This is a genomic window from Chryseobacterium sp. PCH239, assembly GCF_018924625.1.
Taxonomy (GTDB): domain Bacteria; phylum Bacteroidota; class Bacteroidia; order Flavobacteriales; family Weeksellaceae; genus Chryseobacterium; species Chryseobacterium cucumeris.
On record NZ_CP073027.1, the window covers coordinates 2,591,827 to 2,607,173 of the forward strand.

Consider the following 15,347-nt stretch of genomic DNA (forward strand, 5'->3'; position numbering starts at 1 on the left):
TCCTTTTCTTTTCCCAATTAATATAAGTTTTGGCTAAAAGCCAATGGAAGTTTTCAAAATAAAAAGAGCGGGCTAAAGCCCGCTCCTATTGAATTATAATAATCTCAGATTAATCTCTAGGTTCAAAAAGTAATCTCTCTCCAAATTTCTCTTCTGCAATTGTACCATTGTTATACACCAAATGACCATTGACAAAAGTATGGATAACCTTAGAGTGAAAATTCATCCCTTCCAGTGGGCTCCAGCCACACTTGTAGAGTAGATTGTCTTTGGAAACCGTCCAATCCTGATTTAAATCTACTAAAACAAGATCCGCTTTATACCCTTCCCTTACAAAACCTCTTTTTTCAACTTTGAAAAGGATTGCCGGATTATGAGCCATCTTTTCAACAATTTTCTCAAGAGATATTTTACCGTTTTTATAGTTTTCAAGCATTACAATCAATGAATGCTGTACCAAAGGTGCACCAGACGGACATTTTGTATATACATTATTCTTCTCTTCTGCCGTATGCGGAGCGTGATCTGTAGCAATCACATCAATTCTGTCATCCAGCAAAGCTTCCCAAAGGGCATCTTTATCTTTCTGGGTTTTTACAGCAGGGTTCCATTTGATAAGACCACCTCTTGTTTCGTAATCCTCATTGGTAAATGTAAGATGATGAACACATACCTCAGCAGTGATTTTTTTGTCTTTTAGAGGAATATCATTTCGGAAAAGTTCCATTTCCTTTGCTGTTGAAAGGTGGAAAACGTGAAGTCTCGCCCCTGTTTTTTTCGCAAGCTCTATCGCCTTGGATGAAGATTTATAACATGCTTCTTCACTTCTGATCAGGTGGTGGAATTTTACAGGAATATCATCTCCATATTCATCCATATATTTCTGAGTATTGGCTCTGATGGTAGCTTCATCTTCACAGTGCACAGCAATCAGCATTTTGGTATTACTGAAAATGTTTTCCAGCGTTTCAGGATTATCAACCAGCATATTTCCTGTAGATGATCCTAAAAATAACTTGATTCCCGGAACATTCCTAGGGTTTGTTTTCAAAACTTCCTCCAGATTATCATTCGTTCCTCCCATCATAAAACCATAGTTGGCATATGCTTTTTGGGAAGCAATCTCATATTTGTCTGCTAATAATTCCTGGGTTACTGCATTGGGAACAGTATTTGGCTGATCGATAAAACTCGTTATTCCTCCAGCTATGGCAGACCTTGATTCGCTTTCAATGTCTCCTTTATGAGTAAGTCCCGGCTCACGGAAATGCACCTGATCATCTATTACTCCGGGAAGAAGATACTTTCCTGAGCCATCAATAATCTGATCTGCATCTTCAGAAATGCCGGCAGCTATTTTAGAAATCAAATCATTTTCTATCAGGATATCACTTTCAAAGACTTTTCCTTCGTTAACGATATTTACGTTTTTTATAAGAACTTTCATTTCAATTTATTTCGCTGTAAAATTAAGATTTTAAGTTTTAATTCACCCCAAAATCGCAAAACGAATGCTTAAAGTTTTACATTTGCAAAAAAAATTCGGCTTTGTACAAGAAACTATTAGGACAGACCATCATCTACGGAGTAGGAGCAATAGCGCCAAGAATCATTCTATTTATCCTTAATCCACTTTTGATTTATAAGATTCCCAATGAAGGTTTTGCGATTTTCACTCAACTTTATGCGTGGATTTCATTTGTTAATATTATCCTATCTTTTGGTTTTGAAACAGCGTATTTCAGATTTTCAGCCGAAGAAGATAACGAGAAAAAAACCTTCAATACTTCATTCTGGTTTTTATTTTCCACATCCACTCTTTTTCTTGCATTATGTTATTTGTTCAATCAACCTATTGCAGATTATGCGGGATACCACAATAACCCTGAATACATCAGATGGTTTGCTATGATTGCCTTTTTTGACAATTTATTGGTGATCCCTTTTGCATGGCTTCGTTTCCACAATAAACCAATCAAATATTCTGCAGTAAGAGTTGTTCAGGCTATATTTCAGGCTGTTTTTACAGCCGCATTATTCTTCTGGATTCCGGAAAACATATCAAGAAGTATGGGGCTGGATCAAAATGTAGATTATCCGTTCTTCAGTAATCTGGCTGGAAGTGCCTTAGGCTTTTTATTATTACTTCCCATTATATTAAAGGTAAGATTTCAGTTTGTCACTTCATTGTTCGGGCGTATGATCAAATACTCCTTCCCACTGATGCTGGCAGGCCTTGCTTTTATGGTAAATGAAAATTTTGATAAATCCATACAGAGAAATCATATTTCAGACGAAGAAGCAGGCGCTTATGGAGGATGCTATAAACTTGCTGTACTGATGACATTATTTGTTACCGCATACAGAATGGGTATTGAGCCATTCTTTTTTAAACAGATGGATAAAGGTGATGCTAAAAAGACTTATGCCAACGTAGCAGAATACTTTGCCTTTTTTGCATGTGCCGTTGCTTTAGGGATCATTGCCAATATATCCTGGCTGAAAGCCGTTTTTATTCCTAATAAATCCTATTGGATCGCGATAGATATCATTCCGATTATCGTCATTGCCAACCTTTGCTTCGGAATCTATTATAACTTTTCAACCTGGTATAAAGTAACGGACAGAACCAGTATGGGAACTGTTATTTCATGGCTTGGGGCAGGGATCAATATAGGACTTAATCTTCTTGCTTTAAATTACTATCACAGCATGATGGGTTCCGCATGGGCTACTTTTGGAGCTTATATAATTATGATGATTGTTTCTTACCTTTTAGGTCAAAAATATTATCCTATTCCTTACAGAATGAAGAAAATGTCTTTCTTTATGATACTGCTTGGGGTTTTTAGTTTCATCATTGTAAAATATCTCAACTATAATATTCTAGCGAGTAATCTCCTCTTTTTCATCTTTACCGGAATTTTGATTTATTCTGAGAAAAACCTGATTTTATCGAGAATCAGAAAGAATTAAACTTTGGTCTTTATTTTGCTTGTACACCAACCTATTGTTAATTTAAACAATTATTTAAAAAGATATAAATCATACTTCGTTAAAGGTTTTAATTATTATCTTTAACCTAAATATTAAAAACAACTAATAAAACATCTTTTATACATATAATTTATGAAAATTATTGTCCCTATGGCTGGACGTGGTTCCAGATTACGTCCACATACACTGACAGTTCCAAAACCTCTTATACCTATTGCTGGAAAACCTATTGTACAGAGATTGGTAGAAGATATTGCTAAAGTTGCAGGAGAAAATATTGAAGAGGTAGCTTTTATCATCGGAGATTTTGGTCCTGAGATCGAAAGATCCCTTATTCAGATTGCTGAAAAGCTGGGAGCAAAGGGAAGTATTTATTATCAGAACGATCCTCTTGGTACAGCTCATGCGATCAAGTGTGCTGAGCAGTCTATGCAGGGAGATATCGTTATTGCTTTTGCAGATACTCTTTTCCGTGCAGACTTCCAACTGGATAAAAATTCTGATGGTGTAATCTGGGTGAAAAGTGTTGAAGACCCATCTGCTTTCGGAGTAGTAAAATTGGATAACTACGGCTTTATTACCGACTTTGTAGAAAAACCTAAGACTTACGTTTCTGATCTTGCTATCATTGGTATTTATTATTTCAACAGCGCTGAAAAGCTAATGGAAGAAATCAATTATATCATGGATAATGATATTAAAAATGGTGGTGAATATCAATTGACAACTGCTCTTGAAAACCTTAGAGCTAAAGGCGCTAAGTTTACCCTTGGAAAAGTGAATGACTGGATGGATTGTGGTAACAAAAATGCTACCGTAGAAACCAACAGCAAAATTCTTGAATATGAAAGAGAGGAAATGACTCATTTTCCTGCTTCTGCTGTGATTGAAAACTCCCTGATCATTCAACCATGCTTTATTGGAGAAAATGTAAAAATATCCAATTCAAAAGTAGGACCTGGTGTTTCATTAGGAAACAATACCATCATTGTCAATTCAAATATTGAAAATTCCCTGATCCAGGAAAATACAAGAATCAACCATGGAAATCTATCCAATTCTATGATCGGTAATTCTGCACAATATTTCGGGGTTTCCAGAGAAATTTCTTTAGGTGACTATTCTGTTTTAGATTTTCTATCTAAATAAGAATAAAAATATTTAACTTAAACAACACATCATCAAGCCACACAAAACATTTTGTGTGGTTTGGCGTTAATATTGCAACGTATTTTTAATTAAAGATAAATACATGAAAAATTGGATCCCTTTTCTTTTATTCCTTCTTACCTTATCATCCTGTAAGACCCGTAATGCTGCTCAAAGCGATACTGATCATACACGGGACAGCATCAATACTACAAAAGATAATGGAGATCCAAAAGACGTAAATGAACCGGTAAGCGACAAATTTACTTTCTATGAACATGTATTAATTCCACCAAAATTCGAGCAGATCAAAATAGACAGTAAAATAAAGGTAGAAACAGGAAGCTATGTCCCTACCCTGGATGCAACCATCTATATTGAAAATGATAAAAAGGTATGGATGAATCTCAGAGCCTTGTTCATTAATGCAGCCAGAGGTATTGCAACTCCGGAAGGGATAAAAGGACAGGACAAGATCAATAAAACCTTTATAGATTCTGATTTTGATTATCTTAATAATCTGCTGAATGTTAACTTCATTGATTATAAATCTCTGGAAAAGATCTTAATGGGAAGAACTTTTGTAAAAATAAATGACAAACAGTTTACGCTGACCCAAAATGCACAAGGATTCAAAATGGTTTCTAACGTCAATCAGAAAATTGTGACGGATGAAAAAAACAGAGAATATAAAATAGCCCTTCAGTACGATACCAATTATGATTTATTGAATGTCAATTTAAAAGATATTCTGTCTTCGGACGAGCTCGATATTTCTTACAGCGACTGGAATGAATACGAAGGCGTCCGTCTTCCGAAAAATGTTAAAATAATTATAAAAGGCTCAAAATCTAGTCAGATTTTAATGGAAAATACGAAATTTGACTTTTCGAGGATGGAAACACCTTATTCTGTACCATCCAGTTATAAGAAAATTGAGATTAAATGATTAAAAAATTTAGCTTTTTAATAGGTGTTTTGATGTTCGGACTGCACCAGGGACAGCAGACCAAAGAACAGCTGCAAAAGCAGAATGCCGAACTTAAAAAACAAATTGCACAAATAAATACCGATTTAGCCAAAACCAGAAGTGAATCTAAACTTTCCGTAGCCTACCTTTCCAATGTCAACCAAAAATTGGTTTTAAGAGAAAAGGTTTATAACAACACGCAGAAAGAAAAAAGGTTTATTGAAGATGACATCTATTTACGTCAGCTGGAAATTAACCGTCAGAATAAAGAACTGGCTGTTTTAAGAAAAAACTATGCTGAAGTTTTGGTGAATGCTTATAAAAACAAAGGTGTACAGAACAAAGTAACGTTTATACTTTCTGCTAAAAATTTAGGAGAGGCCATACGAAGAGTTCAATATCTGAAACAATACTCAGACTATCAGGATAAAAAAGCAGCTGAAATTACAGATGCCGCTAATCTCATCAAAAAAACCATCGCTCAGAAACAAAACTCTGTAAAAGCGAAGGAAAATCTATTGATAAACCAACAAAAAGACCTGGCAACAATCAATGCTGAAAGAGCTCAAAAAGAACAATTAGTAGCCGAATTCAAGAAAAATGAATCCAAATTAACAGCTGAACTGAAGCAAAAACAAGTTCAGTCTAAAGCATTGGAAGGACAGATCAGAGCTATTATTGCAGAAGAGATCAGAATTGCCAAAGCGGAAGAAGAAGCCAGGAAAAAAGCGGAAGCCGAAAAAATACGTTTAGCAAAACTAGCTGCTGAAAGAGAAAAAGCAAGAATCGAAGCCGAAGCTAAAGCAAGAGCTGAAGCCCTTGAAAGAGAAAGAAGACTGGCAGAAGCAGAAGCTAAGAGAGCCGCAGAACTTGCAGCAAAAAGAGCTGAAGAAGAGAGGAAACGTAATGAAGAAGCAGCAAAGGCAGAAGCCAATGCAAGAGATGAAGCCAGAAGAGTAGCTGCTAAAAAGGCCTCTGATGAAGCCAATGCAAGAGCTAAAGAAGCTGCTGATAAATTGACCGCAGCAAGAGCAGCAGAAGCAGCTCTTACGAAAAGAAAAGAAGAAGAGAAAAAAGCAGCTGAGACTAAAGCTATGACAAGCTACGGAGTTTCCACCGCTACTGGGAACAGTTTTGCAGATAGCAGAGGAAGACTTGGTTATCCTGCAGACAGAGCCGGACAAATTACCCACCGTTTCGGAAGACAGCCACACCCGGTTTTCAAAAATATTACTGAAGAAAATAACGGGATTAAAATTTCCGTTCCCTCAGGTACACGTGCAAAATCAGTGTTCCCGGGATCGGTATCTTCGGTTCTTGCCAATAATGACGGAACAAAGACTGTAATCATTAAACACGGCAGTTATTTTACCATTTATTCCAACTTAGGAAATGTAAGTGTTTCCAAAGGACAGCAGGTTTCCTCAGGAACTCCGGTAGGTACAATAGCTCAGGATTTTGATGGTGCTTATACCCTTGATTTCCAAGTATGGAACGGAAGTACACCAGTTGATCCATTAGGTTGGATTTCATATTAAAAAAAGTGTAACTTTGCAAAAATTTTAAGAGATGAATACACTAACAATAATTGCCTTATCTTGGCAGCACATCCTTATCGTAGCAATACTTTTGGTATTACTTTTTGGAGGAAAGAAAATCCCGGAATTAATGAGAGGAGTAGGTTCTGGGATCAAGGAATTTAAAGATGCAGTGAAAGAAGAAGACAAGCCAGGTGCTGAAAATAAATCTTCTTCAAACAACAACAATAATAATTCTTCAAGCAACTAAAATTCCTTAGAATTAATGAAATTTACTGAGACTGCATGGAAAGTCTTCAATCAAGCTATTGAAGACTATCACGTGTCTGATGACGTTAACACTCTAATTAATAACCCGTTCGAAAAAGATAGTTTGGAACGGATTTTGTATGCAAAGAACTGGATTGATACCGTTCAATGGCATTTGGAAGATATAATTAGAGATGAAAATATTGATCCGGCAGAAGCTCTTCAACTGAAGAGAACAATAGACGCCTCCAATCAGAAAAGAACTGATCTGGTAGAATATATTGACGGCTGGTTTCTTAATAAGTTTGAAAATATAACTCCTAAACCTGAAGCAAAAATAAATACGGAAACTCCCGCTTGGGCAGTAGACAGACTATCAATTCTTGCATTAAAGGTTTATCATATGTCGTTAGAAGCTAATAGAGAATCCGCTTCTGAGGAACACAGAAATAACTGCCAGGCTAAACTGGACGTTCTGCTTACTCAGAAAGAAGACCTATCAACTTCTATAGATCAGTTGCTTACTGATATTGAAAACGGTGACGTTAAGATGAAAGTGTACAAACAAATGAAAATGTACAACGATGAAAGTCTTAACCCAATCCTTTATCAAAAAGGGCAACAAAAATGAAACGACTATTTTTCTTTGGAGTACTTATCATATTAACATCTTCCTGCGCAACGGAAAAGCTTAATCTTTCTCCGTTGTCAAATAATTTTTATAGTGATGCTAAAGGGTCTGATTCAGACAGAAGCTCAAAGAAGAATTTTAATATCAATATCAAACAGAATGTCAATGCTTCTGAAATTTCAAACATGATCTCTACTTTTCCCAAGTTTAAAAACAACGGATTAAATGATGAGATTACCAGCTTGAAATATAGTCTTCAGAATTATTTATACGCTATTGATGCCAGCAATTCTGCAGGAAAGAGCAGGGCCCTTAAAAGCTTCGAAAAGTCATACAAAAAAATTCAAAAGCTAAGGCAAAATCTTGACAGAGACGACGATGAAGTGCTTAACAGATATCTGGTTCGTTTAAAAACCAACATTTCTGTTATTGAAGATACTTTGCCAGGAAGTTAAAAACTAATTGAACTATCAATGATTAAAATTCAGGCGGAAGCCAATGTTCCCACAGAGCACGGCACTTTCCGAATGATAGCTTTCTCCGAAAACGAAAACGACTGGATGCCTCATATGGCCATTGTTGCTGAAAATACAGATTTTTCAAAACCGGTCAATGTTCGTTTCCACTCAGAATGTATTACCGGAGAAGTTTTCCATTCAAAAAAATGTGAATGCGGCCAACAATTGGATGCTGCAATGAAATATATCCATGAAAACGGTGGAATTATCGTTTACCTTCGTCAGGAAGGAAGAAACATCGGGATCATCAACAAGCTTAAGGCTTACTCACTACAGGAAAAAGGATTGGACACCGTACAGGCCAATCTGGAGTTGGGACTTCCTGCAGATGACAGAAACTTTGGTGTAGCCATTGAAATTCTGAATCTATTGGATGTAAAAGATATCAATCTTCTGACCAATAATCCTGAAAAGGTAAAGTATGTGGTAGACAGCAATATTCACCTTAATTCAAGAGTACCGCTACAGATTCCTGCCAATGAAATAAGCAAAGGATACCTGCAGACAAAAAAAGATTTCTTTGGACATCTTCTGGATGACAATGATAATTAGATAAAATAATAAAAGCCTCGGAAATTTCTGAGGCTTTTTATTAACCTTTTCCGGCTCATACAAGCCCAAAATTACCTTCTGAATATCTGGCGGAAAGATTATATTAAGTAAAAAAAAAACTTATATTAAAAGCTTAATTAGTCAATATCTTCCTTACCTATAATAATAAATCAAAAGCCCCGGAAGATATTCTTCCGGGACTTTTTTAATTATAAAAAACTGAAAAGATATTTCTAAATTATTTAGTCTTAATTTTAGACTCGTCGATATTATAATATTTGATTACACTCTTATAATCATTATAATCTACAGCAGTACCTTTAGCCATTTTTGCACCACCAGTTCCTGTTCCGTTTGCAGGAAGAATAAGAACTCTGAATTTTTTATTCTGATAGTATGATGGATTAGCTGTTAAGCTAAACGTATTGCTAGAATTAATATTTATAGTAGCAGCATACTTACTGAATTCATAAATATAATCTACAGCGTCATTATTGGCATTCCCTACATAATAAGTATATGGTAAAAGTTTCCATACAGGAGAATCTCCATCCATTCCAATCTGCATATAGATAAGTACCATATCGGATTGTATTAATGGCTTATTAAAATCATCACTCCATCTGTAAAGATTATCGTTAACTCTTGTAAAAGTAGGAGATATATCAAATGATTGGTTTATGGTATCATAATCTGTTCCTTGTACTACAGTATCATCACTATTATCACAGCTATACGCAGTAAAACCTACAGCTCCTAGGAATAAGAAAAGAAGTATTTTTTTCATTTTTAGTAAAGTTTAGTTATTATTTATATTGCGTATTCAAATCATATACCAAAAATCTCAAAAACTTTGTTTTCCTCACTTTTTTAATTGTATTTTTGTTCTTATTCAAAAAAGTTATGAAGAAATTATTGTATACTTCACTCTTTATTGCCGCATTGATAAGCCCTAAAGTGAAAGCTCAGTATCAGCCAAAAAATGCTTCCAAGGAAGATGTAAAAAAAGCACAGCAATGGGTTGATAAAACATATAAAAATCTTTCTCAGGATGAAAAACTAGGACAGCTTTTTATTGTGGCATTGTATACCAACAGAGGGGAAGAGTATATCAGCCAGGTAAGAAATATTGTTACGAATGATAAAATAGGCGGTCTGATCTTAATGCAGGATGATGCCGCAAGAGAAATCAATCTCGTCAATGAATTTCAGCAAAAGTCTAAAGTTCCTTTGATGATTGGTATGGATGCTGAATGGGGAATCTACCAGAGAATTGCTACCGCTCACAAATTTCCATGGGCCATGACATTAGGCGCTATTCAGGATAAAAATCTGGTGTATCAGATGGCGGCTAAAATTGCAGAAGATTGCCACAGAATGGGTATCAACTGGGATTTTGCACCTGTGGTAGATGTCAATACCAATCCTAATAATCCGATTATAGGGAACAGAAGCTTTGGCTCCGAAGTGAATAATGTAATCAGCTCTGCCCTATCCTATTCCAACGGTCTTCAGGATCATAATATCTTAGCTGCAATTAAACACTTCCCAGGACATGGAGATACCAGCACAGACTCCCACCTTGATCTGCCTGTAGTTTCTCACACTACTGAAAGGCTTGACGCCGTGGAATTGGCACCTTTCAAAGCATTGATGAATAAAGGAATCGGCGGCGTAATGGTGGCTCATTTATATGTTCCAAGCTTAGAATCAGGAAAAGGAATTCCTGCTTCTGTTTCTAAAAATATTATTACGGGATTATTGAAAGAAAAGCTGGGCTATAAAGGTTTAATCATTACTGATGCCTTAAACATGGCCGCTGTAGCTAATAAATACCAACCGGGCGAACTGGATGCTATGGCCTTTAAAGCAGGAAATGACATTATGCTTTTCTCACAAGGTGTTTCTGAAGGTAAAAAACTGATCCAGAAAGCTATTGATAAAGGAGAAATTTCACAATCCAGAGTAGAGGAAAGTGTGAAAAAAATCCTTTTAACCAAATATTTCCTCGGTCTTACACAATATACTCCTAAAAACCCTGAAAATATCAATAAGGATTTAAATAATGATTCTCATATCCAATTGGTACAAAATCTTTACTCCAATGCATTGACTTTACTAAAGGATGAAAAGAAATTACTGCCTCTCACGGGAAAACAGACTTATTATGTTCCTCTTGAAGAAGCTCCTTATCAGACTTTTGCCAATAGATTGGGTAACAATGTTATCATTAAAAAAGCAGGAGAAATTAATACAATTCCAGCTGGTTCTACAGTTATCGTAGGTTTCCATAAGGATAATTCAACAGCTTATAAGCCATATAAAATCTCAGCAGAATCTAAAAAAGTACTTTCTGATCTTACCAAAAATCAAAATGTTATATTGAATGTTTTCGGAAGTGCTTATGCATTAAAAGATATTGACATCTCAAAAGTTTCAACCGTTCTTGTTTCTTATGAAAACAATGATGATTCTATGAATGCAACTGCGGATGCTCTTAATGGAAAAACAAAAATATGGGGAAAACTTCCCGTACTGGTTAATGATCAGTTGAAGCCAGGAATGGGTATAGATCTTAATGTGACAACCTCAACAAAAACCAAATAATACAAAATTAAAACAACAATAATCTAATGAAAATAGGCATACTTTGCTATCCCACCTATGGAGGAAGCGGAATTGTAGCAACAGAATTAGGAATGTCTTTGGCCAACAAAGGCTATGAAGTACATTTCATCAGTTCTGCACTTCCTGCAAGATTAGATATCACCAACCCGAATATTTTCTTTCACAGGGTAAATGTTCAGACGTATCCCCTTTTCCAGTATCAGCCTTATGATATTGCGTTAAGCTCTATGATTTATAGGGTTGTCAATCTTTACAAACTGGATCTTCTTCATGCACATTATGCCATTCCTTATGCATATGCTGCTTTTACGGCAAAACAAATGCTCAAGGAAGACAATAATGATATTCCGTTGGTCACTACATTACACGGTACAGATATTACCCTTGTAGGGCAGCACCCAAGTTATAAACACGCAGTAGAATTTTCGATCAATCAGTCTGATGCGATTACTTCAGTTTCTGAAAGTCTGAAAAAAGATACCCTTCAGTTTTTCAATATCAAAAAAGAGATTCAGGTGATTACCAATTTTATTGATAATTCCGAATTTGATGACTGCTCTGAGTGCCAGAGAACCCAGTTTGCCAATCCGGATGAAAAAATCCTGATCCACGTGTCCAACCTTCGTCCTGTAAAACGTGTAGACGAAGTGTTGCAGATCTTTAAGAATGTGGAAAGAAAAGTGAAATCCAAGCTGATTATCATTGGTGAAGGCCCCGATATGGAAAAAGTAAATCAGTTTCTGGAAGAAAATCCCGATCTTATTTCCAAAATCCGCCTTTTAGGAAAGGTGAACGATCTATATAAAATCTTACAGCTTTCAGATGTATTTCTCCTGCCTTCCGAGCAGGAAAGTTTCGGTCTTGCAGCTTTGGAAGCTATGGCTGCGTATACTCCGGTTATCAGTTCCAATGCAGGAGGAATTCCTGAGGTGAATATTCAGGGGGAAACCGGATATCTGGCAGAAATCGGAAATGTAGAAGCTATGAGCAACTATACCATCAAATTGTTGAGCAATGATGAACTTTTAGCCAAAATGAAGCAAAATGCGAAAGATCAGGCAATAAAATTCGATTTGAAAAACATTCTTCCTATCTATGAGAAAATGTATAGAACAACCATAGAAAATTTTAATAAGGAGCTGACGAAAGTATAATATTTCTATTATATTTACGTCACACTTATGACGGAAAAATTACTTCAATATCTTTGGAACTATAAGGTTTTCAAAAATTTTAACTTCAAGGATATTGAAGGAAATTCCGTTGAGATCATCCATTTCGGAAAATGGAATAAAAATGCTGGCCCTGATTTTCTTGATGCTAAAATCAAAATTAACGGCTTACTTCTCGCAGGAAATATAGAACTGCATGTACGCTCTTCAGACTGGATTTTCCACAATCATTCCCAGGATCCCAATTACCGGAATATTATTCTTCATGTGGTATTCCAGCACGACATAGAAATTCGTGAACTTACAGAAAAGCAAGTTCCAACATTGGAATTGCATAGTTACATTGATGAAAATATCATCTCGAAATATGAAAAACTGGTTGATGGAGAGGAATTTATTGCCTGTGAAAAGATTTTTGATCCGAAAAAATTACCCGTCAATTTTCATGAAGAAAATATCCTGAAAAAACTGGATGAGAAATCTTCAGAGCTTGAACAGAGCTTACATCAATATAAAAATAATTTTGAAGCCGTTTTATTTCACAGTTTTGCCTACTCATTCGGTTTAAAAGTAAATGCTTCTATTTTCCGGCAGATTGCGGAAAGTATAGATTACAGTATTATCAATAAAATACGTCAGAATCCTCTGCAGCTTGAAGCCCTGTTATTTGGAATTTCGGGATGGCTTGAGAAACCACAGGACGGACAAATGAAAATATGGAAAAGAGAATTCGATTTTATTAAGGCAAAATTTTCAATTTCTGATTTAAAATTTCATCCCAAGTTTTTAAGACTGAGACCACCGAATTTTCCAACAATCCGGTTGTCACAATTGGCTGACCTGTACAGGCAGCAGAATTTATTTTCAAAAATCATGGAAGCAAGAAGCGCAGAACAGCTGTACACTATTTTCAGCTCCGTAAAAGCTTCTGAATATTGGGATTTTCATTTTAATTTCGGAAGTATTTCTAAAGTACAGCCTAAAACATTGAGTAAAGATTTTGTAGATCTTCTCATTGTAAACACAGTAATTCCTTTACAATATGCTTATTACAGATGTCATCAGGAAGATATTGCAGACGAAATCATTGAGCTTTATAAGACAATTGATAGCGAGAAAAATACCGTCATTAATGGCTGGAAAAAACTTGGATTACAGGTCACCAACGCTCTGGAAAGTCAAAGTCTTATTTATCATCATAAAACCTTTTGTGAACCCAAAAACTGTTTATCCTGCGCTATCGGATTCAAACTTTTAAAAGAATAACAGGATCTGAACCGGATATATCATTAAAAAACTTTGTAAAAAAAATTCCTTAACTTTGAGTATTAGATTAACTCTTAAATAACAATCTGGAAATGCTGAGTAATATCCGTCATAAAATGGAAAGAGAATGGTTTGGTGTACTGACAAGAACAGGTGCCAAGCTGGGAATTCCTGTTTCTAAATTGAGAATTTTCTTCATCTACTCTACTTTTGCAACCGCTGGATTTTTCTTTCTGATCTATTTAGGATTAGCATTTACCCTCTGGATTAAAGATATTTTCATCACCAGAAGACCTAGTGTCTTTGATTTATAAATTATGGAATTTTTACCGATTACTTCTTCAGAAGATCCTAGAGTTCAGGAAATCTATACTTCTTACTCGACGACTTTTCCTGTAGACGAACAAAGAGATAAAGATCAGTTTGATAGCTTATTCTCAAATCCTTATGTAGAATTGATGTCTGTTATCCACGAATCGGAAGCTATCGGCTACCTCATCCTGTGGAAGCTGAGTTCTTTTGTTTTTGTAGAGCATTTTGAAGTGTTTGAAGCATTCAGAAGTAAAAAATTAGGTTCTCATATCATGAATCATTTATCGGACAATTATCCGCAGATTATCCTCGAAATTGAGCCTGCAGAGTTGAGTGAAGATGCTTCAAGACGTTATTCTTTTTATCAGAGAAATAATTTCAGCCTGATTGATACCAATCATGTACAGCCTAGCTATGGCGAAGGAAAAAAATCCTTGAATTTATGGCTGCTTGCTAACTACACTCCTGAAAATGTGGAGGAAGCTAAAAAAGAAATTCATAAAATTATTTATGCTTAAAATATAAAACGCCGGAAAGCTATTCCGGCGTTTTTCTTTTACTGAAATTTATGTTAATTTACTTCATACTCCAGTTTGATGGTAATACTGGCTTCTTTTTCTTTGGATGAAGTATTGAAAGTTCCACCGTAAGAGTAATCTTCATTGGAATTGGGTGCCGTAATCTGAATTACACCCATGGTTGCCTTTTTCAGATTTCCCAGACTGCTTCCCGAGTTTTCCGCAATTTTTTCAGCACGTTCTTTTGCGTCTTTTGTAGCACTGGCAATCATCTCCTGTTTCACTGTAGCCAGTTTGGTGTAGAAATAAGCTGGTGAAGAAGAAGTGAATTCAATTCCTCGGTTGATAATTTCGGTAATATTTCTGGACAGGTTTTCTATTTTTCCCACTTCTTTACTTTCAATAGAAACCTTTTGGGTAAGATTATATCCGGAGAATTCTCCCTGAACATAGTTTCCGTTTGAATCATTATAACTTCTGAACTGTTTCTGAATATCTACCGAAGAAAATACGATCTCCTTCTGTTGTATTCCTTTTGAAAGCAGATAGTCATTGATTACTTTTCGATCCATTGCCAGCTCATCATAGGCTGATTTCAGGTCCACATTATTTTTGGAAAAACTTCCGGACCAGGTGATCAGATCCGATGTAAACTGCTTGGTTCCTAATCCTGTTACGGAAATGGTGTTTTCAGATTTATTTCTGTTTTTAATAGCATTTCCTAAAAACCCGAGACCAATGACAAATCCTAGTGCTGCAATAGCTACTGCAAAAATGTTTTTATTCATAAAATTTGAGAATTTGGATTGTTATTTCATACTGTATCAATTTCTATTCCAATATTTTA

Annotated in this window: 16 protein-coding genes; 13 read left to right on the forward strand and 3 right to left on the reverse strand. The window is 35.6% G+C overall.

Annotated elements, in window-relative coordinates:
- Window positions 1-109: 109 nt before the first annotated feature.
- Window positions 110-1,447: a dihydroorotase gene (locus tag KBP46_RS12005; protein WP_216443356.1), complete on the reverse strand. Its 1,338-nt coding sequence runs from the start codon at window positions 1,445-1,447 to the stop codon at window positions 110-112.
- A gap of 101 nt (window positions 1,448-1,548) precedes the next feature.
- Between KBP46_RS12005 and KBP46_RS12010 the strand changes: the two genes are divergently transcribed.
- The 8 genes from KBP46_RS12010 (at window position 1,549) to ribA (ending at window position 8,604) form a co-directional block, all read left to right on the forward strand.
- Window positions 1,549-2,976 carry an oligosaccharide flippase family protein gene (locus tag KBP46_RS12010; RefSeq protein WP_062672259.1) on the forward strand — a complete coding sequence of 476 codons (1,428 nt, stop codon included), beginning with the start codon at window positions 1,549-1,551 and terminating at the stop codon, window positions 2,974-2,976.
- A 153-nt stretch (window positions 2,977-3,129) separates the two neighbouring features.
- Entirely contained in the window at window positions 3,130-4,146 is a 1,017-nt protein-coding gene (locus KBP46_RS12015) for a sugar phosphate nucleotidyltransferase (protein WP_062672261.1), read from the forward strand.
- A gap of 103 nt (window positions 4,147-4,249) precedes the next feature.
- Window positions 4,250-5,095 carry a DUF4292 domain-containing protein gene (locus tag KBP46_RS12020; RefSeq protein ID WP_062672264.1) on the forward strand — a complete coding sequence of 282 codons (846 nt, stop codon included), beginning with the start codon at window positions 4,250-4,252 and terminating at the stop codon, window positions 5,093-5,095.
- Window positions 5,092-6,654 carry a peptidoglycan DD-metalloendopeptidase family protein gene (locus KBP46_RS12025; RefSeq protein WP_120233638.1) on the forward strand — a complete coding sequence of 521 codons (1,563 nt, stop codon included), beginning with the start codon at window positions 5,092-5,094 and terminating at the stop codon, window positions 6,652-6,654. Before KBP46_RS12020 ends, KBP46_RS12025 begins: the two co-directional genes overlap by 4 nt.
- A 31-nt stretch (window positions 6,655-6,685) precedes the next feature.
- Window positions 6,686-6,904 carry a twin-arginine translocase TatA/TatE family subunit gene (locus KBP46_RS12030; protein ID WP_216443357.1) on the forward strand — a complete coding sequence of 73 codons (219 nt, stop codon included), beginning with the start codon at window positions 6,686-6,688 and terminating at the stop codon, window positions 6,902-6,904.
- A gap of 15 nt (window positions 6,905-6,919) precedes the next feature.
- Window positions 6,920-7,534 carry a DUF4254 domain-containing protein gene (locus tag KBP46_RS12035; RefSeq protein ID WP_062672269.1) on the forward strand — a complete coding sequence of 205 codons (615 nt, stop codon included), beginning with the start codon at window positions 6,920-6,922 and terminating at the stop codon, window positions 7,532-7,534.
- Complete coding sequence (locus tag KBP46_RS12040; protein ID WP_079240316.1) at window positions 7,531-7,989, forward strand: hypothetical protein; 459 nt, start codon at window positions 7,531-7,533, stop codon at window positions 7,987-7,989. The genes KBP46_RS12035 and KBP46_RS12040 overlap by 4 nt, the downstream gene beginning before the upstream one ends.
- Before the next feature lie 18 nt (window positions 7,990-8,007).
- Window positions 8,008-8,604, forward strand: coding sequence for a GTP cyclohydrolase II (gene ribA, locus KBP46_RS12045; RefSeq protein ID WP_062672273.1), 597 nt, complete (start codon window positions 8,008-8,010; stop codon window positions 8,602-8,604).
- A gap of 238 nt (window positions 8,605-8,842) precedes the next feature.
- On the opposite strand, the gene KBP46_RS12050 is transcribed toward ribA, so the two are convergent.
- Window positions 8,843-9,391, reverse strand: coding sequence for a hypothetical protein (locus KBP46_RS12050; protein ID WP_120233639.1), 549 nt, complete (start codon window positions 9,389-9,391; stop codon window positions 8,843-8,845).
- A 116-nt stretch (window positions 9,392-9,507) separates the two neighbouring features.
- On the opposite strand from KBP46_RS12050, the gene KBP46_RS12055 reads away from it, so the two are divergent.
- The 5 genes from KBP46_RS12055 (at window position 9,508) to KBP46_RS12075 (ending at window position 14,500) form a co-directional block, all read left to right on the forward strand.
- Window positions 9,508-11,211, forward strand: a complete 1,704-nt coding sequence (locus tag KBP46_RS12055; protein ID WP_216443358.1) for a glycoside hydrolase family 3 protein — start codon at window positions 9,508-9,510, stop codon at window positions 11,209-11,211.
- A gap of 26 nt (window positions 11,212-11,237) precedes the next feature.
- Entirely contained in the window at window positions 11,238-12,386 is a 1,149-nt protein-coding gene (gene bshA / locus KBP46_RS12060; RefSeq protein WP_034695707.1) for an N-acetyl-alpha-D-glucosaminyl L-malate synthase BshA, read from the forward strand.
- Between the two features lie 27 nt (window positions 12,387-12,413).
- Window positions 12,414-13,670, forward strand: coding sequence for a DUF2851 family protein (locus tag KBP46_RS12065; RefSeq protein WP_216443359.1), 1,257 nt, complete (start codon window positions 12,414-12,416; stop codon window positions 13,668-13,670).
- A gap of 92 nt (window positions 13,671-13,762) precedes the next feature.
- The gene (locus KBP46_RS12070) at window positions 13,763-13,984 is read left to right on the forward strand and encodes a PspC family transcriptional regulator (RefSeq protein WP_034695702.1); all 222 of its coding nucleotides are present in this window, start codon (window positions 13,763-13,765) and stop codon (window positions 13,982-13,984) included.
- A gap of 3 nt (window positions 13,985-13,987) precedes the next feature.
- Window positions 13,988-14,500: a GNAT family N-acetyltransferase gene (locus KBP46_RS12075; RefSeq protein ID WP_216443360.1), complete on the forward strand. Its 513-nt coding sequence runs from the start codon at window positions 13,988-13,990 to the stop codon at window positions 14,498-14,500.
- A gap of 53 nt (window positions 14,501-14,553) precedes the next feature.
- Here the strand turns inward: KBP46_RS12075 and KBP46_RS12080 are convergent, their stop codons facing one another.
- Window positions 14,554-15,288 carry an SIMPL domain-containing protein gene (locus tag KBP46_RS12080; RefSeq protein ID WP_076596918.1) on the reverse strand — a complete coding sequence of 245 codons (735 nt, stop codon included), beginning with the start codon at window positions 15,286-15,288 and terminating at the stop codon, window positions 14,554-14,556.
- Window positions 15,289-15,347 lie beyond the last annotated feature (59 nt).

Excerpts from the sequence above, each read along its gene's own strand:
- KBP46_RS12005 (WP_216443356.1), bottom strand. The coding sequence starts at position 1,447 with ATGAAAGTTCTTATAAAAAACGTAAATATCGTTAACGAAGGAAAAGTC.
- KBP46_RS12015 (WP_062672261.1), top strand. The coding sequence starts at position 3,130 with ATGAAAATTATTGTCCCTATGGCTGGACGTGGTTCCAGATTACGTCCA.
- KBP46_RS12020 (WP_062672264.1), top strand. The coding sequence starts at position 4,250 with ATGAAAAATTGGATCCCTTTTCTTTTATTCCTTCTTACCTTATCATCC.
- KBP46_RS12025 (WP_120233638.1), top strand. The coding sequence starts at position 5,092 with ATGATTAAAAAATTTAGCTTTTTAATAGGTGTTTTGATGTTCGGACTG.
- KBP46_RS12030 (WP_216443357.1), top strand. The coding sequence starts at position 6,686 with ATGAATACACTAACAATAATTGCCTTATCTTGGCAGCACATCCTTATC.
- KBP46_RS12035 (WP_062672269.1), top strand. The coding sequence starts at position 6,920 with ATGAAATTTACTGAGACTGCATGGAAAGTCTTCAATCAAGCTATTGAA.
- KBP46_RS12040 (WP_079240316.1), top strand. The coding sequence starts at position 7,531 with ATGAAACGACTATTTTTCTTTGGAGTACTTATCATATTAACATCTTCC.
- ribA (WP_062672273.1), top strand. The coding sequence starts at position 8,008 with ATGATTAAAATTCAGGCGGAAGCCAATGTTCCCACAGAGCACGGCACT.
- KBP46_RS12050 (WP_120233639.1), bottom strand. The coding sequence starts at position 9,391 with ATGAAAAAAATACTTCTTTTCTTATTCCTAGGAGCTGTAGGTTTTACT.
- KBP46_RS12055 (WP_216443358.1), top strand. The coding sequence starts at position 9,508 with ATGAAGAAATTATTGTATACTTCACTCTTTATTGCCGCATTGATAAGC.
- bshA (WP_034695707.1), top strand. The coding sequence starts at position 11,238 with ATGAAAATAGGCATACTTTGCTATCCCACCTATGGAGGAAGCGGAATT.
- KBP46_RS12065 (WP_216443359.1), top strand. The coding sequence starts at position 12,414 with ATGACGGAAAAATTACTTCAATATCTTTGGAACTATAAGGTTTTCAAA.
- KBP46_RS12070 (WP_034695702.1), top strand. The coding sequence starts at position 13,763 with ATGCTGAGTAATATCCGTCATAAAATGGAAAGAGAATGGTTTGGTGTA.
- KBP46_RS12075 (WP_216443360.1), top strand. The coding sequence starts at position 13,988 with ATGGAATTTTTACCGATTACTTCTTCAGAAGATCCTAGAGTTCAGGAA.
- KBP46_RS12080 (WP_076596918.1), bottom strand. The coding sequence starts at position 15,288 with ATGAATAAAAACATTTTTGCAGTAGCTATTGCAGCACTAGGATTTGTC.